The 18,514-nt window shown below is 59.9% G+C and carries 19 protein-coding genes; 10 read left to right on the top strand and 9 right to left on the bottom strand.

Annotated elements, in window-relative coordinates:
* Positions 1-53: 53 nt before the first annotated feature.
* From FQ182_RS17125 to FQ182_RS17115, 3 genes are all read left to right on the top strand, one after another.
* Positions 54-2,003: a DNA topoisomerase III gene (locus FQ182_RS17125; protein WP_149413095.1), complete on the top strand. Its 1,950-nt coding sequence runs from the start codon at positions 54-56 to the stop codon at positions 2,001-2,003.
* A gap of 130 nt (positions 2,004-2,133) precedes the next feature.
* On the top strand, positions 2,134-2,574 hold the full coding sequence (locus FQ182_RS17120) for a CBS domain-containing protein (RefSeq protein ID WP_149413096.1): 441 nt from the start codon (positions 2,134-2,136) through the stop codon (positions 2,572-2,574).
* A 590-nt stretch (positions 2,575-3,164) separates the two neighbouring features.
* Complete coding sequence (locus tag FQ182_RS17115; protein WP_149413097.1) at positions 3,165-3,494, top strand: hypothetical protein; 330 nt, start codon at positions 3,165-3,167, stop codon at positions 3,492-3,494.
* Positions 3,495-3,563: 69 nt separating this feature from the next.
* Here the strand turns inward: FQ182_RS17115 and FQ182_RS17110 are convergent, their stop codons facing one another.
* Positions 3,564-4,463, bottom strand: a complete 900-nt coding sequence (locus tag FQ182_RS17110; RefSeq protein WP_149413098.1) for a LysR family transcriptional regulator — start codon at positions 4,461-4,463, stop codon at positions 3,564-3,566.
* A gap of 133 nt (positions 4,464-4,596) precedes the next feature.
* Between FQ182_RS17110 and FQ182_RS17105 the strand changes: the two genes are divergently transcribed.
* From FQ182_RS17105 to FQ182_RS17095, 3 genes are read left to right on the top strand one after another with little or no spacing between them, the layout of a single operon-like run.
* A complete protein-coding gene (locus FQ182_RS17105) occupies positions 4,597-5,295 on the top strand; it encodes a CoA transferase subunit A (protein WP_149413099.1) in 699 nt (232 codons plus the stop codon).
* A 34-nt stretch (positions 5,296-5,329) separates the two neighbouring features.
* Entirely contained in the window at positions 5,330-5,995 is a 666-nt protein-coding gene (locus FQ182_RS17100) for a CoA transferase subunit B (protein WP_133100412.1), read from the top strand.
* 11 nt (positions 5,996-6,006) lie between these two features.
* Positions 6,007-7,188 (top strand): acetyl-CoA C-acetyltransferase, encoded by a 1,182-nt coding sequence (locus FQ182_RS17095; RefSeq protein WP_149413100.1) that lies wholly within the window; start codon positions 6,007-6,009, stop codon positions 7,186-7,188.
* A gap of 134 nt (positions 7,189-7,322) precedes the next feature.
* On the opposite strand, the gene FQ182_RS17090 is transcribed toward FQ182_RS17095, so the two are convergent.
* Positions 7,323-7,742 carry a PaaI family thioesterase gene (locus tag FQ182_RS17090; RefSeq protein ID WP_149413101.1) on the bottom strand — a complete coding sequence of 140 codons (420 nt, stop codon included), beginning with the start codon at positions 7,740-7,742 and terminating at the stop codon, positions 7,323-7,325.
* A 177-nt stretch (positions 7,743-7,919) separates the two neighbouring features.
* Here FQ182_RS17090 and FQ182_RS17085 point away from each other — a divergent pair, with 177 nt between their 5' ends.
* The gene (locus tag FQ182_RS17085) at positions 7,920-8,690 is read left to right on the top strand and encodes a DUF4349 domain-containing protein (protein ID WP_149413185.1); all 771 of its coding nucleotides are present in this window, start codon (positions 7,920-7,922) and stop codon (positions 8,688-8,690) included.
* Between the two features lie 31 nt (positions 8,691-8,721).
* On the opposite strand, the gene FQ182_RS17080 is transcribed toward FQ182_RS17085, so the two are convergent.
* On the bottom strand, positions 8,722-9,807 hold the full coding sequence (locus tag FQ182_RS17080; protein ID WP_149413102.1) for a DUF1615 domain-containing protein: 1,086 nt from the start codon (positions 9,805-9,807) through the stop codon (positions 8,722-8,724).
* 160 nt (positions 9,808-9,967) lie between these two features.
* On the opposite strand from FQ182_RS17080, the gene FQ182_RS17075 reads away from it, so the two are divergent.
* Positions 9,968-10,582: a LysE family translocator gene (locus tag FQ182_RS17075; protein ID WP_149413103.1), complete on the top strand. Its 615-nt coding sequence runs from the start codon at positions 9,968-9,970 to the stop codon at positions 10,580-10,582.
* A gap of 55 nt (positions 10,583-10,637) precedes the next feature.
* On the opposite strand, the gene hemB is transcribed toward FQ182_RS17075, so the two are convergent.
* The 3 genes from hemB to FQ182_RS17060 all read right to left on the bottom strand — a co-directional run bounded on the left by hemB (position 10,638) and on the right by FQ182_RS17060 (position 13,373).
* Positions 10,638-11,612: a porphobilinogen synthase gene (gene hemB / locus FQ182_RS17070; protein ID WP_149413104.1), complete on the bottom strand. Its 975-nt coding sequence runs from the start codon at positions 11,610-11,612 to the stop codon at positions 10,638-10,640.
* Between the two features lie 195 nt (positions 11,613-11,807).
* On the bottom strand, positions 11,808-12,650 hold the full coding sequence (locus tag FQ182_RS17065; RefSeq protein WP_149413105.1) for a PhzF family phenazine biosynthesis protein: 843 nt from the start codon (positions 12,648-12,650) through the stop codon (positions 11,808-11,810).
* A gap of 21 nt (positions 12,651-12,671) precedes the next feature.
* Positions 12,672-13,373, bottom strand: a complete 702-nt coding sequence (locus tag FQ182_RS17060; RefSeq protein ID WP_149413106.1) for a glutathione S-transferase N-terminal domain-containing protein — start codon at positions 13,371-13,373, stop codon at positions 12,672-12,674.
* A 252-nt stretch (positions 13,374-13,625) separates the two neighbouring features.
* Between FQ182_RS17060 and FQ182_RS17055 the strand changes: the two genes are divergently transcribed.
* Positions 13,626-14,327 carry a histidine phosphatase family protein gene (locus FQ182_RS17055; protein WP_149413107.1) on the top strand — a complete coding sequence of 234 codons (702 nt, stop codon included), beginning with the start codon at positions 13,626-13,628 and terminating at the stop codon, positions 14,325-14,327.
* A gap of 95 nt (positions 14,328-14,422) precedes the next feature.
* Complete coding sequence (locus FQ182_RS17050; protein ID WP_149413108.1) at positions 14,423-15,478, top strand: permease; 1,056 nt, start codon at positions 14,423-14,425, stop codon at positions 15,476-15,478.
* Here FQ182_RS17050 and mnmH read toward each other — a convergent pair.
* From mnmH to FQ182_RS17035, 3 genes are all read right to left on the bottom strand, one after another.
* On the bottom strand, positions 15,475-16,578 hold the full coding sequence (gene mnmH, locus FQ182_RS17045; RefSeq protein WP_149413109.1) for a tRNA 2-selenouridine(34) synthase MnmH: 1,104 nt from the start codon (positions 16,576-16,578) through the stop codon (positions 15,475-15,477). The genes FQ182_RS17050 and mnmH overlap by 4 nt on opposite strands.
* A complete protein-coding gene (gene selD, locus FQ182_RS17040; RefSeq protein ID WP_149413110.1) occupies positions 16,578-17,612 on the bottom strand; it encodes a selenide, water dikinase SelD in 1,035 nt (344 codons plus the stop codon). The genes mnmH and selD overlap by 1 nt, the downstream gene beginning before the upstream one ends.
* Positions 17,613-17,741: 129 nt before the next feature.
* Positions 17,742-18,488, bottom strand: a complete 747-nt coding sequence (locus FQ182_RS17035) for a TerC family protein (RefSeq protein WP_149413111.1) — start codon at positions 18,486-18,488, stop codon at positions 17,742-17,744.
* Positions 18,489-18,514 lie beyond the last annotated feature (26 nt).

Genomic DNA, 18,514 nt, shown 5'->3' with positions numbered 1-18,514 from the left:
CCTTCCATTGCCCATCCTGCTCCCCATTCAACTTCGTAACGAATGTGGTGACCATGCGGCTGTTCCTCTGCGAAAAACCGTCCCAGGCCAAGGATATCGCTGCCGTGCTCGGCGCCAGCCGCCGTGGTGACGGTTGCTGGCTGGGTGCCGGGGTCACAGTGACCTGGTGCATCGGCCACCTGCTGGAAACCGCTCCGCCCGATGCCTACGACGCCCGCTACAAGCGCTGGGTACTGGCCGACCTGCCCATCGTCCCGGAAAAATGGAAGATGCTGGTCAAACCCAGGACCGCCAGCCAGTTCAAGGTGGTCAAGCGCCTGCTGGGGGAAGCCCAGGAACTGGTGATCGCCACCGACGCCGACCGTGAAGGCGAGATGATTGCCCGGGAGCTGGTTGAGCACTGCCGTTATCGCGGGCCGATCCAGCGGCTGTGGCTATCGGCACTGGACGACGCCTCGATCCGCAAGGCCCTGGCGGCCCTCAAGCCCGGCGCCGAAACCTTCAGCCTGTACCACTCGGCCCTCGGGCGGTCGCGCGCTGACTGGCTGATCGGCATGAATATGAGCCGTCTGTTCACCCTGCTGGGCCGCCAGTCCGGCTACCAGGGCGTATTGCCAGTCGGCCGCGTGCAAACCCCCACCCTGCGCCTGGTGGTGGACCGCGACCGCAGCATTGCCAACTTCGTGCCGGTGGCCTATTGGGCCATCGATGTCGAGCTGCGACATGACTCGATCACTTTCACCGCCCAATGGCGCGCCACCGAAGACGCCTGTGATGATCAGGGCCGCTGCCTCAATCCGCAGCTGGCGCAACAGGCCGCGACGGCAATGAGCAACGCCGCCAGCGCGCGGTTGATCAAGTTGCGTACCGAACGCATGCGCGAAGTGGCACCCCTGCTCTTCGACCTTGGCACCTTGCAGGAAATCTGCTCGAAAAAGCTCGGCCTCGGCGCCCAGGAAACCCTGGATATCGCCCAATCTCTTTACGAAACCCACAAGGTCATCACCTACCCGCGCAGTGACTGCGGCTACCTGCCCGTCAGCCAGCACGGCGACGCGCCAAAGATTCTCGCGGCGCTGGGCCGGGCTGATCCGGCAGTCAACGCACTGATGCCACACATGGACGCCCAGCGGCGCTCCCGGGCCTGGAACGATGCCAAGGTCAGCGCCCACCACGGCATCATCCCCACAGGTGCAGGAAAGGACCTCGGCCAACTGACCGGCAAGCATCGCGCGGTCTACACCCTGATTCGCGCACGCTACCTGGCGCAGTTTCTACCCAACCACGAGTACGACCGCACCCAGGCAGATTTCGACTGCGCGGGCGAAGCCTTGCGGGCGGTGGGCAAAGTCATCGTCGAGCCGGGCTGGAAACGGGCATTGCCCGAAGCCCTGGCACCGAGCAAAGGCCGCGAGGCGCCCGCACCGCAGCCCTTGCCGGCACTGATACAAGGCCGGGACTACGCGGTGGCGAAGGTCAACCTGAAAGACCTGTGGACCCAGCCGCCGAAGCCCTTCACCGAAGGCGACCTGATCAAGGCGATGAAGAACGTCGCCAAGCTGGTGGAAGACCCGTTGCTCAAGCAGAAACTCAAGGACACCACCGGCATCGGCACTGAAGCGACCCGGGCCGGGATCATCCAAGGTTTGCTGGATAGGGGTTATCTGGTGAAAAACGGCAAGGCCCTGTCCGCGACACCCGCGGCGTTCAGCCTGATCGATGCCGTACCACGGGCGATTGCCGACCCCGGTACCACGGCCATTTGGGAGCAGGCGCTGGACATGGTGCAAAGCGGTGAAATGAGCCTGGAAGAATTCGTCTCCAAGCAGGCCGCGTGGATGAGCAAGCAGGTCAGCCGTTGCAGCGGGTTGAGCCTGACTATCAGCGGTCCAGCCAGCCCGGCGGGACGTGGCGCCACACCCTGGAAAAACAAACGCAAGCCCGCCAAACGCAAGACCACCGCCAGCCCGAAACACGCAGCAAAACCGGCAAACAAGACGTGAACAGGGAAAAAGTCCTGCCAATGACGTTTTTCGACGGGATATACAGCGCTTTAGACCTTGCTCAGTCGTGGACCGTCTAGGATTCTGTAGGGATCGCTGACTTCCCAACAACAACACCGGAGTGGCCGCCATGAAGACCGTTGCACAAGTGCTCAAATCCAAGGAACAGAAAAACCAGGAAGTCCATACCATCAAGTCACACCAGACAGTGATGGAGGCTCTGATTCTGATGGCGGCAAAAAACGTCGGTGCCCTGCCGGTCGTTGATGAAGGCAAGGTTATCGGCGTCATCAGCGAGCGTGATTACGCGCGCAAACTGATTCTCAAGGGTCGATCCTCTGCCACGACAGCGGTCAGCGAAATCATGAGCTCACCGGTGATTACCGTCGACATTCACCAAAGCGTCGAGAAATGCATGAACATCATGACCGACAGTCACCTGCGCCACTTGCCGGTGGTGGAAGATGGGAAGTTGCTGGGCCTGCTGTCCATCGGCGACCTGGTCAAGGAAGCGATTGCCGAACAGGCCGACCTGATCAAGCAGCTGGAGCAGTACATTCGCGGCGAGTGACAGGCATAAGCATCTACAACAGCAACTGCCGTAGCAGTTGCCGAGCCCCAGCGAGGCTACGTTGGCCTCACCACTGCCATCAGTCGTCCTCGACGCTGCTGGTGGAACGCTTGGGATAGCGAAAGCACTCGACCCACCCGCACAAAAAATGACGCTCAAGTCACAACTTCCTGCTTTCTCCTGCCTCCGCAACGATTTATGTAGTGATCAAAAATAATCACTACATAATCGTTGACGTAACCTTTTTGTCCTTGCATGATTCAGTTGTCTCCCGGATCGGGAGCGTTGGTAACAAGCGCTTTGAACTAGCTCGTCTGACCGCCGAGCTGTTTTTCCCGGATGTGCACTGCCCACAAGGCAGATTGATGAAGCTGACTGGCCCGAAAGGATCGGTACAAGGAGCTAAAACGCTGCTTGTCTTCGTTATGAAAGCATTGCGTAGCAGTTCATCAGCAAGACTACATGCATCAGGTTCAAGACCCTGCCCGTATTCGGCAGTCCGTCGCTGACGCCCGGTTTTCGGAACCGGAGACAACTAAACAGTTTTAACGAATCAATTGAAGATCGCCAACTGGTCAAGGGGCTTACACATGAATCTGAACAACCAACCAACTATTAATGAATTGGCTGAGATGTTCGCAGCGCAGAAAGACACGCTCGACGACCATATCCTGTGGATTGGTAAATCGGGTCAGGTCCATATTGACTGCCTGGCGCCCCATACCGTGGAAGAAGAGTTCGACAAGAATAACCGTGAGTTGGCAGCGCGCCTGAAGGTGTACCGCCGCGGCCAGGGTTATGTCGGCAAGAAGGCTGCCGCCGATCGCGGCTTTATCGAGCAGGTTTTCCATACGCTGAACAGCGAATGGCAGGCTTTGAAAGACAACTCGAAAGTTCGAGTTATTGATAAATACTGCTGATTAATAGCAACTAATAACTTGAGCCTGCTCGCTAAACCGAGCAGGCTTTTTTATTGCTGATTTTTATAACTAGGCCGGAAACCGCCCCCTCCCCGCCTCATCGCGAAAGATATCAAACAATGCCTGGGCTGCTGCCGAGAGTTCATGGCCGGATTTGGTCAATACGCCAATGGGTCGTTCGATCACCGGATCACGCAAGGTAATGCAATGGGCGCCCGCCTCCTGCATTTGTCGGGCACACAACGCCGGTACTGCGCTGACACCCAGGCCACTGGCGACCATTTTTCCCACCGTCGCCAGTTGATGGCTTTCCAGCGCCACTGGCAATTTCATACCCAAGGCGCCCAGGTGTTCCTCCAACATCACCCGTACCGTTGAAGGGCGTTGCAGGGTAATGAAGGGTTGCTCCAGCAGGCTTTTCCAGTCGATCTCGGCCATTTGCGTCAACGGTGAGTCAGCGGGTACTACGGCGATAAAACGGTCCAGGTACAACGGGGTAAATCCCAGTGACGAGCTTTGTGGCGGCTCGAAGGCTACCCCCAGCTCCACTTGGCGATCACGGACCATTTCCAGCACCTGCTCGTTGATCACGTCATTGACCGTGACATTGACCTGGGGAAAACGCGCACGAAATATCTTCAGGATCGGCGGCAGCAGGTTGCCGGCAAATGACGGCATCGCCGCCACGGTCACCCGCCCACGCTGCAGGGTGAAACGCTGGCGTAGTTCGTCCTCGGCGTTATCCCAATCAGCAATCAAGCGCCGAGCCAGGGGCAACAGGGATTCGCCTTCCGGGGTCAGCGCGACATTACGGGTATTTCGGCTGAACAGGCGCCCGCCCAGGCCCTCCTCCAGGCCTTTGATGGTCAGGCTCAGCGCCGACTGGGAAAGGTGCAGGCGCTCGCAGGCGGCAGCAAAACTCAAGCTATGGGCCACGGCAAGAAAGGCCCGCATCTGTTTAACTGTCATGAGACTACTCCGGACCGTCGGCGACTATGCTGTTTTTTAAATCAATCAACCTTAAAAAACAACTTAACAAATCAATCCCACGGCGCAACACTCGGGGCATATGGCTGACCCACAAACAATAAAAGAGGTGCATATGGCAGGTTTCGATAAACGCGTGGCGTCCTATGAGGAAGCGCTGGCAGGTCTTGAAGACGGCATGACCGTACTCTCCGGCGGTTTCGGCCTGTGCGGCATCCCGGAAAACCTCATCGCCGAGATCAAGCGCAAAGGCACCCGCGACCTGACTGTGGTCTCCAACAACTGTGGCGTCGATGGTTTCGGCCTGGGCGTGCTGCTGGAAGGCAAGCAGATCAGCAAGGTCGTCGCCTCCTACGTCGGTGAAAATGCCCTGTTCGAGAAGCAACTGCTCAGCGGCGAAATCGAAGTAGTGCTCACTCCCCAAGGCACCCTGGCGGAAAAGCTGCGTGCAGGCGGCGCCGGCATCCCGGCCTTCTTCACTGCAACCGGCGTCGGCACCCCGGTTGCCGAAGGCAAGGAAATCCGCAAATTCAATGGTCGCCCTTACCTGATGGAAGAATCCATCACCGGCGACTTCGCCATCGTCAAAGGCTGGAAGGCCGACCACTTCGGTAACGTGATCTACCGCCACACGGCGCAGAACTTCAACCCGCTGGCCGCCACCGCCGGCAAGATCACCGTGGTCGAAGTCGAGGAAATCGTCGAACCGGGCGAGCTGGACCCGGCGCAGATCCACACCCCTGGCATCTACGTCGACAGGATCATTTGCGGCACCTTCGAGAAGCGCATCGAACAGCGCACCGTGCGCAAGTGACCTTTATCCAGCCCAAATAATAAGGAGACAACACATGGCTCTTACCCGCGAACAAATGGCTCAACGCGTCGCCCGCGAAATGCAGGACGGCTTTTACGTGAACCTGGGCATCGGCATCCCGACCCTGGTGGCCAACTACATCCCCGAAGGCATGGAAGTGATGCTGCAGTCGGAAAACGGCCTGCTTGGCATGGGCGCGTTTCCTACTGAAGAAACCATCGATGCCGACATGATCAACGCTGGTAAACAAACCGTCACCGCCCGTATCGGCGCTTCGATTTTTTCCTCGGCCGAGTCCTTCGCGATGATTCGCGGTGGCCATATCGACCTGACGGTATTGGGCGCCTTTGAGGTCGACGTCGAAGGAAACATCGCCTCCTGGATGATCCCCGGCAAGCTGGTCAAGGGCATGGGCGGCGCCATGGACCTGGTGGCCGGTGCAGAAAACATCATCGTCACCATGACCCACGCCTCCAAGGACGGAGAGTCGAAACTGCTGAGCCGTTGCAGCCTGCCGCTGACCGGTGCCAATTGCATCAAGCGCGTGCTGACGGACCTGGCCTACCTGGAAATCGAAAATGGCGCATTTGTCCTCAAGGAACGCGCACCTGGCGTCAGCGTTGAAGAGATTGTCAGCAAGACCGCCGGTAAACTGATCGTCCCGGACCATGTTCCAGAAATGCAGTTCGCTGCGCAGTGAGGAAAGATTCCATGCAAGACGTCGTCATTGTTGCTGCCACACGCACCGCCGTGGGTAGTTTCCAGGGCTCGCTGGCCAACATCCCAGCGCCGGAACTGGGGGCTGCGGTGATCCGCCGCCTGCTGGAGCAGACCGGCCTGGACCCCGCGCTGGTGGATGAAGTGATCCTCGGTCAGGTGCTGACCGCAGGCGGCGGCCAGAACCCGGCACGCCAGGCCTCGATCCTCGCCGGCCTGCCCCACGCCGTACCCGCGCTGACCTTGAACAAGGTCTGCGGCTCGGGCCTCAAGGCCCTGCATCTTGGCGCGCAGGCCATTCGCTGCGGTGACGCCGAGGTGATCATCGCTGGCGGCATGGAAAACATGAGCCTGGCGCCCTACGTCCTGCCAGCCGCCCGCACCGGCCTGCGCATGGGCCACGCCAAGATGATCGACAGCATGATCACCGACGGCCTGTGGGATGCGTTCAACGACTACCACATGGGCGTCACCGCCGAGAACCTGGTGGACAAGTACGGCATCAGCCGTGAAGCCCAGGACGCTTTCGCCGCCGCCTCCCAGCAAAAAGCCACTGCCGCCATCGAAGCTGGGCGATTTGTTGATGAGATCACGCCGATCCTGATTCCCCAGCGCAAGGGCGACCCGGTTGCCTTCGCCGTGGACGAGCAGCCTCGCGCCGGTACCACCGCCGAATCCCTGGGCAAGCTCAAGCCGGCCTTCAAGAAAGACGGCAGCGTTACCGCTGGCAACTCCTCCAGCCTCAACGACGGCGCTGCTGCCGTACTGCTGATGAGTGCCGACAAGGCCAAAGCCCTCGGCTTGCCGGTGCTGGCGCGTATTGCCAGCTACGCCAATGCCGGCGTCGACCCGGCGATCATGGGCATTGGCCCGGTTTCGGCCACCCGTCGCTGCCTGGACAAAGCCGGCTGGCAGTTGAGCGACCTGGACCTGATCGAAGCCAACGAAGCCTTCGCCGCCCAGTCGCTGGCGGTGGGCAAAGAGCTGGAATGGGATACAGCAAAGGTCAACGTCAACGGCGGCGCAATTGCCATCGGCCACCCGATTGGTGCGTCAGGCTGCCGAGTGCTGGTGACCTTGCTACACGAAATGATCAAGCGTGATGCCAAGAAAGGTCTGGCGACCCTGTGCATCGGCGGTGGCCAAGGCGTAGCACTGGCCCTCGAACGCAGCTGATTCAAAGAGCACCATGGAACAGGCCCGGCTCCACGAAAAGCCGGGCCTTTTCTTTGCCTGGATTTACCCGGAACTTGCCACACGTCGCGTGCCCTGCGCTATTCACATAGCTGTCGAGCTTTAGCGAGGCGGTGTCAGGGGCAACTTGGTACCTGCGGCACCGCAAACACCGCACTGGCCCGCACCACCACCTTCTCCCCTACCTGCAAGCTCACTGTGGCAAAGGCCATCTGCCGACCGCGCTTGTGGTGTTCCAGTCGGACCTCGATCCACTCCCCCACCTGTACCGAACCCAGGTAGTCCAGGGTCATGCTGGCAGTGATCAGTGGCAATGGTGGCTCACTGGAAAACGCCATCGCGTAGCCCATGCCGACATCCGCCAGGGTTGCCAATACGCCGCCGTGGACGGTGCCGCGCCCGTTGGCGTGGCGGTTGTCGGCGCGCAGGCCGAGTTCCAGTTGCAGGCCTTCGCCGCGACAGTACACCGGACCCAACAAATCCAGGAGAGGGCTGCTGCGCGATAAGGGGATAAATCCTTCGGGGACACGGGTCATGGCAGGTTCGTCCTAGAGTGAGACTTGAGGTGTAACCCGGCCCATCCGCCGAGACCAGCAAGATCAGCGCGGCAAATCCCGGGCGATGCTTTGCGTTAATCCTGCAGACCCGCTTTAATCGCCCTCGACCTTATCTTGCACACTCAAAGGAACTGCAATGCACCACCTGGAAGGCAGATTCACCGCGCTGATGTTGTTGACGACCCTGGCCCTCACCGGCGGCTCACCCAAGGATCACCCAAGGATCACTCCGAAGCCACGGTGATCAATGGCGAACAAGGCCGCGCAGATGCGCAATTGGCCTATGAACATGAATTGAGCCTGTCCTTGCCCGTCGCCGTGCTGGTACCGCGCATGCAGGCCACCCGCGAAGCCTGCGAATCGGCACGTTTCGGTGCCTGCAATATCCTGCGTATTGAAGAGAACAGCGACGGCGGCACGATTGTGCTGCGTATCGCCCCCACCGGGGTCGAGCCGATGGTGGCCATGGCCGCCGAAGGTGGGCAACGCGGGCAACGGATCACCAGCGCCGAGGACTTGGCCGATGCCGTAGCTAACAACCGCCGCGGCCAGGAACGCTTGCAGGCACAGCAACAGCGCCTTGATGCATTGGCTGCGCGCAAGGACATCACCGTGGGCGACCTGATTGCCTTGACCAAAGAGCAGGCAAACATCGAGAACGCATTGCAGGAACTGGCCCAGGTCGCCGCCGGCCACCAGCGGCGGCTGGACACCAACCGCGTGACCCTGAACTTCCGGCCATCCGATGGCACGCAACAACAGTCGCGCTTGAGCCGGATGTTCAGCAACCTGGGGGACAACCTGGTGGACGGCACCGCCGATGCCCTGGAACGGTCGAGCTACGTACTGCCGTTCGTGATCCTGGCGTTCCCGGTGTTGTGGCTATGGGTCTGGTTGTGGCGCAAGCTCGTGAAGCGTCGTCACTGAGCGTCGTCGTAGCCAGTTGGGCTGGGCCGTGTCAGCGCTTCATGCAGCGCTGGTAGCGATCATCCACCCGCTTGGCAAACCAGGCCGTGGTCAGGTTGCGGGTGATCTTCGGGCTTTTCAGCACGATGCCCGGCAAAATCGCCCGAGGCAGCGGTTTGCCTTCGGCCTTCTCGGCCAGGGCAAACACGCGTTGATACAGGGTGGTGTCTTCGAAATCCAGTCGGTCACCCTGCTCCAACTGGCTGCGAATACTCGGGTTTCGCATGTCCAGGGCCTTGCCCAGGGAGCGCACCGCCAATTCCGTGGTGCCCGGCAGGATCGAGCCATAGCGGATCAAATCCCCATCCAGTGCCAGACTCTTTCCCGAAGCGCGACTGACCGCCGCCTGGAACGCGGCGTTGCGGCTGGCATACCAACCGGCGTTGAAATCGGCGAAGCGGTACAGCGGCTGATCGTAGCTCACCGGGTAGCCCAGCAAATGGGCGATGCCAAAATACATACCGCCGCGACGGGTGAACACTTCCCGGCGAATAGTGCCATCCACCGTGTAGGGATAACCCCGAGCCTGCTTCTCGGCGAAGGCAATGCTCACCTGCATCGGGCCTGCGGTGTGCACCGGATTGAAACTGCCAAACAGCGTGCGCCCCAAGGGTACGACACTGATGAAATCATCAAAGATCGCGCTCAGGTCCTTTTCCGTGCGCGCAGCACTCAAGCGTTCGGCATAGGATTTGCCCGTCGGCGAGCGCAATTGCAGTGCACCACGCACCAGCACAGCGGGCATATGCACCTTGGCCGCACGCCGCAGAATTTCATCCTGGGCAATCTTGCCCATGCCCGGCACTGGCGGGTCGACCTGATAAGTTGACTCCTGTTCGGTCACCGCCAATACCGCGCAGATATTCTCGGTGCTGGGGTAGATTTTCTGGATATCGAACGCGGTATAGATGTCCTGGGCCCAGCCGGTGCGGTCCGGGACTTTCGCCGGCAGCAACCGCACGATCTGCGCCTTGACCTCGGCTTCGCTGCGCTCAGGCTGTTGCGCGGTACGTTGGCTGGAGCAGCCGGCCAGCACCAGCAATGTGGTCAGGCAGAGGATCAGGCGGTGGGAATGCATGGGGCTTCCTTGGGCAGCGACAGTCCAGTCATGGCAGATATCGACAGGCAAGTTTAACGCGGGTTCTATCGTATGGCTGCGGGATACATCCCTACTCGCCGATGGAAACGAAACGTGAAAGGATTGGATTCCCCTCGTTCCAACAAGGAGTTTGAATGCCATGCTCAGCCTGAACTTCCTCATTACCTGCCTGATTGTCGTGCTAATCCCCGGCACCGGCGTGATTTTCACTATTTCCACAGGCCTGACGGCCGGTAAGCGTGCCAGTATCTTCGCGGCGCTGGGCTGCACCGCTGGAATCGTCCCGCACCTCCTGGCATCGGTATTGGGGCTGTCCGCCCTGCTGCACACCAGTGCATTGGCATTCGAGGCGTTGAAGTTCGCCGGAGCGGCTTATCTGTTGTACCTGGCCTACGCGACGTGGCGCGATCGCTCGGCGTTTGCCATGAACGACACACCAACGGTTTCCAGCTCCCGCAGCCTGATGGTCAGAGGCTGCCTGCTGAATATCCTCAACCCGAAGCTGACCATTTTTTTCCTGGCCTTCCTGCCGCAATTCGTCAGCCCAGGCAGCACCGCACCGGCCGTGCAAATGCTGATGTTGAGCAGTGTGTTCATGGCAATGACGCTTGCGGTGTTTGTGATTTATGGCCTGCTGGCCAATGTTTTCCGCCGTGGCGTAATCGAATCGCCACGGGTGCAGAATTGGCTGCGCCGCAGCTTTGCCGCGACGTTTGCGGGGTTGGGGTTGAATCTGGCGTTTGCGCAGCGGTAAGGCTACTTCCTCTGTACAAGGAGCGAGCTTGCTCCTACAGAGGATTGGGCTTGGATCAAATCCCGGCCAACGCCAGGTCCATCGCAAAGTAGGTAAAGATCAAATCCGCACCGGCCCGTTTGATCGAGCCCAGGGTTTCCCTAACGATCCGCGCTTCATCAATGGCTCCAGCCTGGGCGCCGAACTTGATCATCGCGTATTCGCCGCTGACCTGATACGCCGCCACCGGCAAGCGCGAGGCTTCGCGGATGTCGCGGATGATGTCCAAGTATGCGCCGGCCGGCTTGACCATCAGTGCGTCGGCGCCTTCCTGTTCGTCCAGCAGGGATTCGCGCACGGCTTCGCGGCGGTTCATCGGGTTCATCTGGTAGCTTTTACGATCGCCCTTGAGCGCGCTGCCGCCGGCTTCGCGGAACGGGCCGTAAAGCGCCGAGGCAAATTTGGTGGAATAGGCCATGATCGGGATATGGCTGAAACCAGCCTCATCCAGGGCACGGCGAATGGCCTGGACCTGACCGTCCATGGCCGCCGAGGGCGCGATTACATCGGCACCGGCGCGGGCGGCTGCCACGGCTTGCTTGCCAAGGTTGACCAGGGTGCGGTCGTTGTCCACTTCACTGCCGTGCATCACGCCGCAGTGGCCGTGATCGGTGTATTCACAGAAGCAGGTATCGGACATGACGATCATTTCCGGCACCGCATCCTTGGCGATAGCGGACATGCGCGAGACCAGGCCGCGCTCGTTCCAGGTGTCGCTGCCACTGGCATCCAGGTGATGGGAGACGCCGAAGGTCATCACCGATTTGATCCCGGCACGGGCGTAACGCTCGATTTCGCCCGCCAGTTTCGATTCAGGGATGCGCATCACGCCGGGCATGCTGGTGATGGGCACGAAATCGTCGATTTCTTCTTCGACGAAAATTGGCAGCACCAAGTCGTTAAGGGTGAATTCGGTTTCCTGGAACAGGCTGCGCAACTCAGGGGAACGGCGCAGGCGACGGGGACGGGCTTCGGGGAACTGGCTAGACATTGGTTTTCCTACAATTTTCTACAAAAAGGGCCAACGCATGTGGCGAGGCAGATAGCTTAATAGGGCGAAAGCTTATGCCCGGATTGACCGAAAACACAAACACCGCATCCATAACGGTGCCTTTGCGTTTGCGTGATAATGGCTTTTGCGACTATGCCCGGAACAAACAAAAGGCACGCTGGCGGCGAATAATCGTTAAAGGGTCAACCTCCCCTCAATACACACCGAGACCGCGCCTCCAATCCATATCTCGTCGTCTTGTTGTTCCACGCGGATTCGCCCGGCGCGGCCCATGGCCGTGCCCTGGCTGACCACATAGCGGCTCGGCGCCAGGCCTTCACCCAACAGCCATTGGGCGACGCCGGCGTTGAGGCTGCCGGTTGCCGGGTCTTCCGGGGCGCCGTCGCCAGCAATGAAGGCGCGGACTTCGAACTGCGCTTCGTCGCCGTCCCGATCCAGGTTCCACGGGGCGATCACGCCTACCGCCAGCCCCTGCAGTTGCGAATAGTCCGGACGCAAGCCCAACACCTCCTCACGATCAGCCAACATTACCGCCAGCCAGCCTGCACCGTTGTCGGCCCACTGGGTACGCACGATGGCACCCGGTTCAAGGCTCAAGGCCAGGCGAACACGCTCCACCAACTCGGCCTCGATCGGACCGGATCGCAACAGCGGTGGTGCAATAAACGCCAGTTCGTCACCTTGACGACGGATACGCACCAGGCCGATTTCGCACTCCTGGATGATCTCCTCACCCATAGGCTTGCCACCGGCATGCAGCCAGGCATGACAACTGCCCAGGGTTGGGTGCCCGGCGAAGGGCAATTCCTGCAGCGTGGTGAAAATTCGCACACGATAGTCGGCACGTGGGTCACGGGGTTTGAGCAGGAAGGTGGTTTCGCTGAGGTTGGTCCACTTGGCGAAGTCGGCCATCTGCTGGTCGCTGAGGCTGTCGGCGCCCAGCACCACGGCCAGTGGGTTGCCTTTGAGGGGCTGGGAACTGAAAACGTCCAGTTGCTTGAAATCGAAGGAAGGCATCGGGCTGCACTCAAATGGAGATTAGGCTGTTGGAATATTCAGGCCGCGGATCACCGCCGGCCGCGCGACAAACCCGTCCAGCGCCCGCAGCACGTTAGGAAAGTCGGTAATCCCCACCAGGTCGCCTGACTCATAGAAACCAATCAGGTTGCGTATCCAGGGAAAGGTGGCGATATCGGCGATACTGTAGTCATCACCCATGATCCAGGTGCGGCCCAACAGGCGCTTTTCCAGCACATCCAGCAAGCGCCTGGCTTCGGCGACGTAACGGTCGCGGGGGCGCTTGTCTTCGTAGGCCTTGCCGGCGAATTTGTTGAAAAAACCGACCTGACCGAACATTGGACCAATACCGGCCATCTGAAACATCAGCCATTGAAGCGTCTCGTAACGCGCCGCCGGGTCAGTGGACAGGAACTTGCCGCCCTTCTCTGCCAGGTAGATCAGGATCGCACCGGACTCGAACAGCGCCAGCGGTTTACCACCTGGGCCATTGGGGTCAATGATCGCCGGGATCTTGTTGTTCGGGTTCAAAGAAAGGAACTCGGGCGAGAACTGGTCCTGAGTCTCGAAGCTGACCCGGTGCGGCTCGTACGCCAGGCCTAGCTCTTCCAGCATGATCGACACTTTGACCCCGTTGGGGGTCGGCAACGAGTACAGTTGCAGGCGCTCGGGATGTTGGGCTGGCCATTTGGCAGTGATCGGGAAGGCAGAAAGTGAATTCATCAGAGACCCCAAGGCAAGAAGTGCCAATGATAGTCATCTGGCGGGCAACCTGCACCGGTCTTCAATTCGCAACATCTGCTGACTATTATCCCTTGGAACCGAACGAAAACGCGTGAGTACACTCTTAAGTGCGCTCAACCGACTGAAGGGAGGCGCGCGCCCACACCGACACGAAACACCGCACGACGCTGGATGCGTCGTTGGGGCCTGGCTTGTACGCCTTAATCCGACGCACTGAAGACTCGAACCATAATGAAGATCAAGCCTCTGTGCCTTGCCAAACGCCTTAAACGATATTCATACACCATGTTGCCGCTGCTACTGGTAGGCGGAGCGCTGGTGCTGACCCTGGAAGCCCGGGAAAGCCGTGCCCAGCAAGTGGACGGCGTGCAGACCCTGGTGTTCCTGCGCCACGGCGAAAAACCCGCCGGCGGCCTGGGCCAGCTCAATTGCCAGGGCCTCAACCGCGCCATGAACCTAGCCACCGTGCTACCGGAAAAATTCGGCAAGGCCAACTTTGTGTTCGCCGCCAACCCGACGCGCAATGTCGAGGAAGGCGAACTAGACAACTCCTACAGCTACATTCGCCCGCTGATGACCATCAGCCCCAGCGCCATCAAGCTCGGCCTGCCAGTGAACATCAAGTTCTCGGCCAACGACACCAGCGCCCTGGCCGATGAACTGGTGGAAGACAAGTACCACAACTCGATCATCTACACTGCCTGGTCCCACGGCTATCTGCCGGAGTTGATCAACAAGGTGGCGAGCGAAGCGGTCGGTGAAAAGCACACCATCACCGATGACTGGTCCGGCAGCGATTTCGATACCCTGTATGTGCTGACCCTGACTTGGCACAACGGCAAGGCCACCTTGCTCAGTCGCAACTACAAGCAGGGCCTGGATAATGGCCTGGAAACTTGCCCGGATGCGACGCAGGTCAGCGCCGATACCTGAATGCACTGAATCTGTGGCGAGCGGGCTTGCTTGCTCGCCACAAGAGCCACACGGAGTATGATGCGCCGCTATCGACTCATCTGCGGAATCCCAACATGTCCAACCTCACCTCTACCAGCCTCGCCCGGGGCTGGTCCTTCTGGTGGAAGCCTGCGCTTTTTCTGCTGGTGGCCTGTGTCGGCCTCTACTACGTAAAGTGGTCGCCCTACTACTTCAAGGCGTTTGTGGCTGCGGATAACCACAGCATCGGCGCCTCGATTCTCAACGACGAGCAAAGTACACCACTGGCGGCAGCGCTGGCCTATGCCAAGGTGTATTTCCTGGCCATCTGGAAAGCTGCTGTCCTGGCCGTGATTCTCGGCTCATTGCTGCAAGTGCTGATCCCCCGGGACTGGCTGTTGCGCCTGTTCGGCCGTGCCGGGCTGGGTTCAACCCTGCGCGGTGGGCTGTTCGCCTTGCCGGGGATGATGTGCAGTTGCTGCGCCGCACCGGTAGCCGCAGGCATGCGTCGACAACAAGTGTCAGTGGGCGCCGCACTGGCGTTCTGGATTGCCAACCCGGTGCTTAACCCGGCGACCCTGGTGTTCATGGGCTTCGTTTTGGGTTGGGGGTTTACTGCCTTGCGACTGGTGGCGGGGATTGTGCTGGTGGTCGGAGTGTCCCTGGTGGCGCAGCGTATCGCCCGTCCTGATCAGGTACCCGAAGCGGCGCTGGACGCCGTGGCCGAAGTCAGCACCACCGACAGCCAACCGTTCCTGACCCGCTGGCTGCGCACCTTGTGGCAGCTGTTCTGGAGCACCATTCCGGTCTATATCCTGGCGGTATTGCTGCTGGGCGCGGCGCGGGTCTGGCTGTTTCCCCACGTCGACGGGACGATGGCTGACAGCCTGTGGTGGCTGGTGCCACTGGCGATTGTCGGCACGCTGTTCGTAATCCCCACAGCGGCGGAAATCCCTATCGTCCAGACCATGATGACCCTTGGGATGGGCACCGGCCCTGCAGTGGCATTGCTGATGACCCTGCCGAGCGTGAGCCTGCCGTCGCTGTTGATGCTGCGCAAGGATTTCGATGCGCGGGTGCTGGTGACGGTGGCAGGGCTGACCATGCTCATGGGCGTGCTGTGTGGCTTGGTCGGGGCCTTCATTCTCTAAACTGACCGAGCAGCCCGCTCGCGCAAATACTCCAATACGGCCACCTGTTCCCCGGAGAACTCGATTCGTACGCCTTTGCTTTCACGTTGGAAGGCGTACATCGGGTCGTAATACTCTCGCAACAAGCCTTCGATCCAGCCCCGATGCAGGTCTATGGCACCGCTGCGCGCCTGTTCCGCCAGGGCGTCCTGCATGATCGCCTGCAATCGTTGAAATCGCTCGCCGCCCAAGCGTTTATGGATGTTACCCAAGCTTTGGGTTAGACGCTCGGCGAATAGCCGGTAACCCGTTTCGCCAAATACCTCGATAAATTCAGCACACAAGTCGATCACATAATCGCGCAGGATTCGTTCGACCCGGCCTTCAACGCTGTCTTCCAGCCACACCAAGGGAAAGGCCTGCATACCTTTATGCAATGGCAATGGCAGGGCACAACTGCCGATCATGCGGCTTTCGTCCTCTACCACGAACTGTTCGATGCCAAGCGCACGTTTTTTCAGCAGGTCGACCGCCAGGCGATTCTCAAAATCGATGTTGGAGGGCTGCGTTGTGGCGCGCTTGCCAAAGCTGGAACCACGGTGATTGGCGTGGCCCTCAAGGTCCAGGGCATTGTTCAATTGACCGAGCACTTCGGTTTTGCCGGTGCCAGTCATGCCACCCAGCAACACGAAATCACACTGGGCGGTGGCCTGCTCGACGGTGTCGAGCAGGAACGTGCGCATAGCCTTGTAGCCACCCCCGATCCGGGGATAATCGACTCCCGCCTCGCTTTTCAACCATTGCTGGACGATCTGCGAGCGCAGTCCGCCGCGAAAGCAGTACAGATAACCGTCAGGGTTGGCGCGTGCGAACTGCGCCCACTGCTCGATACGTTCGACCTTGATCGTCCCGGACACCAACTCATGCCCGAGCACAATCGCCGCCTGCTGGCCCTGCTGTTTGTAACAAGTGCCCACGCGCTGACGTTCATCGTCGTTCATCAGCGGCAGGTTGATTACCCCAGGGAACGCGCCCTTGACGAACTCCACCGGCGCACGGGTATCCATCATTGGCCGGTCGTTGAGAAAGATGTCGCAGTAATCGGTGATGTCGATGGGCATCAAAACACCTCTACCGCGTTGGTCTGTCGCTCAACCAGTTGACCAATCGGCTCCAGGTTCAACCCCAACTCAGCCGCCACTGCCAGGAACTCGGCATCGCCCTCGGGCGTAACCGCTACCAACAGGCCGCCGCTGGTTTGCGGGTCGCACAACACACGCTTGTGCAATTCAGTCATGCGCCCCAGTTTGCTGGCGTAGCTGTCGAAGTTGCGCAAGGTACCGCCGGGCACGCAGCCCTGCTCCAGGTAGTACTCGACCCCTGGCAGGCGTGGGACTTTTTCGTACTCGATGCGCGCGGTCACACCGCTGCCGTCGGCCATTTCCACCAGGTGGCCCAACAGGCCGAAACCGGTGACATCAGTCATTGCTGTGACGCCGGACAACTTGCCAAAACGGCTGCCAGGTTTATTGAGGGTGCACATCCAATCCCGCGCCAGGCAGATGTCGTTTTCCCGCAGTTTGCCCTTTTTTTCCGCCGTGGTGAGGATGCCGATGCCCAAGGGCTTGGTCAGGTACAACTGGCAGCCGGCGGTGGCGGTGTCGTTGCGCTTCATATGGCGTTTTTCCACTAGCCCGGTAACGGCGAGACCGAATATCGGCTCCGGGGAGTCTATGGAGTGACCTCCGGCCAGGGGAATGCCTGCAGCGTCACACACCGAGCGGCCACCGCGAATCACCTCACGGGCAATCTCCGGGGCCAGCACGTTGACCGGCCAGCCGAGAATGGCGATGGCCATCAACGGGTCGCCGCCCATGGCGTAGATATCGCTGATAGCGTTGGTGGCGGCGATGCGGCCGAAGTCGAAGGGATCATCGACAATCGGCATAAAGAAATCAGTGGTGGAGACCACGCCACGTTCGTCGTCGATGGCGTAAACCGCCGCGTCGTCGCGGGAGGCGTTGCCTACCCAGAGCTTGGGATCAAGGTTCTGCGCGCCGCTGCCGGCAAGAATCACTTCCAGTACCTGAGGGGAAATTTTGCAACCACAACCCGCACCATGGCTGTACTGGGTCAGGCGAATCGGCTCGTTCATGGTTTACCTCCGGACATCAAGGTGACGGATTCTAACAGAGCCGTCCGGCAAACCTGTGTTCTTGGTGTCAGACAGCAAAAAGGCCAGCCGCGCTGATCAGAGCGCGGCCGGCCTTTGTTGTTTCAGCCCTTAGTGTTTTTCAGCAAGCCGTCTATGCCGGGTACGCCGTGCAATATTCAGGCACTCGATCACCGCCGAGAACGCCATGGCCGCGTAGACGTAGCCTTTTGGAACATGAGCGCCGAAGCCTTCGGCAATCAGGGTCATGCCGATCATGATGAGGAAGCCCAGGGCCAGCATCACCACCGTCGGGTTGTCGTTGATGAACTTGGCCAAAGGTTCGGCCGCCACCAGCATTACGATTACCGAGACCACCACGGCAATGATCATGATCGGCAAGTGCTCGGTCATGCCCACGGCGGTGACGATGCTGTCGATGGAAAACACCAGGTCCAGCAGCAGGATCTGGCCGATGGCCGAGGCAAAGCCCAGGGACACGCTCGGCGAATTACTTCCAACCTTTTCCGGCTCTGGGTCCATGCTGTGGTGGATTTCGGTAGTCGCCTTCCACAGCAGGAACAGGCCACCGGCGATCAGGATCATGTCTTTCCAGGAGAACGCATTCCCCAGGATTTCAATGACTGGCTCAGTCAGTTGCACGATAAACGCGATGGTGCTCAACAGGCCCAGACGCAAAATCAGCGCCATGCTGATACCGATGCGCCGTGCCTTGGCCCGGTGTTGTACGGGCAATTTGTTGGTGAGAATCGAGATGAAGATCAGGTTGTCGATCCCCAACACGATTTCCATGACGATCAAGGTCGCCAGGGCCACCCAGGCGGTAGGGCTCGCGGCCAGTTGTACAAGGTAGTCCATAGGTCAGTCCTGACTCGGTGTGCTGG

Origin of the sequence: Pseudomonas sp. ANT_H4, from assembly GCF_008369295.1 — a bacterium.
Lineage (GTDB): Bacteria > Pseudomonadota > Gammaproteobacteria > Pseudomonadales > Pseudomonadaceae > Aquipseudomonas.
Note: the sequence above shows the minus strand (reverse complement) of the source record. Positions and strands in the feature narration are given on the sequence as shown.

Excerpts from the sequence above, each read along its gene's own strand:
- FQ182_RS17090 (WP_149413101.1), bottom strand. The coding sequence starts at position 7,742 with ATGACCCGTGTCCCCGAAGGATTTATCCCCTTATCGCGCAGCAGCCCT.
- FQ182_RS17065 (WP_149413105.1), bottom strand. The coding sequence starts at position 12,650 with ATGCCTTCCTTCGATTTCAAGCAACTGGACGTTTTCAGTTCCCAGCCC.
- FQ182_RS17100 (WP_133100412.1), top strand. The coding sequence starts at position 5,330 with ATGGCTCTTACCCGCGAACAAATGGCTCAACGCGTCGCCCGCGAAATG.
- mnmH (WP_149413109.1), bottom strand. The coding sequence starts at position 16,578 with ATGCCCATCGACATCACCGATTACTGCGACATCTTTCTCAACGACCGG.
- FQ182_RS17080 (WP_149413102.1), bottom strand. The coding sequence starts at position 9,807 with ATGCATTCCCACCGCCTGATCCTCTGCCTGACCACATTGCTGGTGCTG.
- FQ182_RS17115 (WP_149413097.1), top strand. The coding sequence starts at position 3,165 with ATGAATCTGAACAACCAACCAACTATTAATGAATTGGCTGAGATGTTC.
- FQ182_RS17110 (WP_149413098.1), bottom strand. The coding sequence starts at position 4,463 with ATGACAGTTAAACAGATGCGGGCCTTTCTTGCCGTGGCCCATAGCTTG.
- FQ182_RS17060 (WP_149413106.1), bottom strand. The coding sequence starts at position 13,373 with ATGAATTCACTTTCTGCCTTCCCGATCACTGCCAAATGGCCAGCCCAA.
- FQ182_RS17095 (WP_149413100.1), top strand. The coding sequence starts at position 6,007 with ATGCAAGACGTCGTCATTGTTGCTGCCACACGCACCGCCGTGGGTAGT.
- FQ182_RS17125 (WP_149413095.1), top strand. The coding sequence starts at position 54 with ATGCGGCTGTTCCTCTGCGAAAAACCGTCCCAGGCCAAGGATATCGCT.
- FQ182_RS17050 (WP_149413108.1), top strand. The coding sequence starts at position 14,423 with ATGTCCAACCTCACCTCTACCAGCCTCGCCCGGGGCTGGTCCTTCTGG.
- FQ182_RS17055 (WP_149413107.1), top strand. The coding sequence starts at position 13,626 with ATGAAGATCAAGCCTCTGTGCCTTGCCAAACGCCTTAAACGATATTCA.
- selD (WP_149413110.1), bottom strand. The coding sequence starts at position 17,612 with ATGAACGAGCCGATTCGCCTGACCCAGTACAGCCATGGTGCGGGTTGT.
- hemB (WP_149413104.1), bottom strand. The coding sequence starts at position 11,612 with ATGTCTAGCCAGTTCCCCGAAGCCCGTCCCCGTCGCCTGCGCCGTTCC.
- FQ182_RS17035 (WP_149413111.1), bottom strand. The coding sequence starts at position 18,488 with ATGGACTACCTTGTACAACTGGCCGCGAGCCCTACCGCCTGGGTGGCC.
- FQ182_RS17120 (WP_149413096.1), top strand. The coding sequence starts at position 2,134 with ATGAAGACCGTTGCACAAGTGCTCAAATCCAAGGAACAGAAAAACCAG.
- FQ182_RS17075 (WP_149413103.1), top strand. The coding sequence starts at position 9,968 with ATGCTCAGCCTGAACTTCCTCATTACCTGCCTGATTGTCGTGCTAATC.
- FQ182_RS17105 (WP_149413099.1), top strand. The coding sequence starts at position 4,597 with ATGGCAGGTTTCGATAAACGCGTGGCGTCCTATGAGGAAGCGCTGGCA.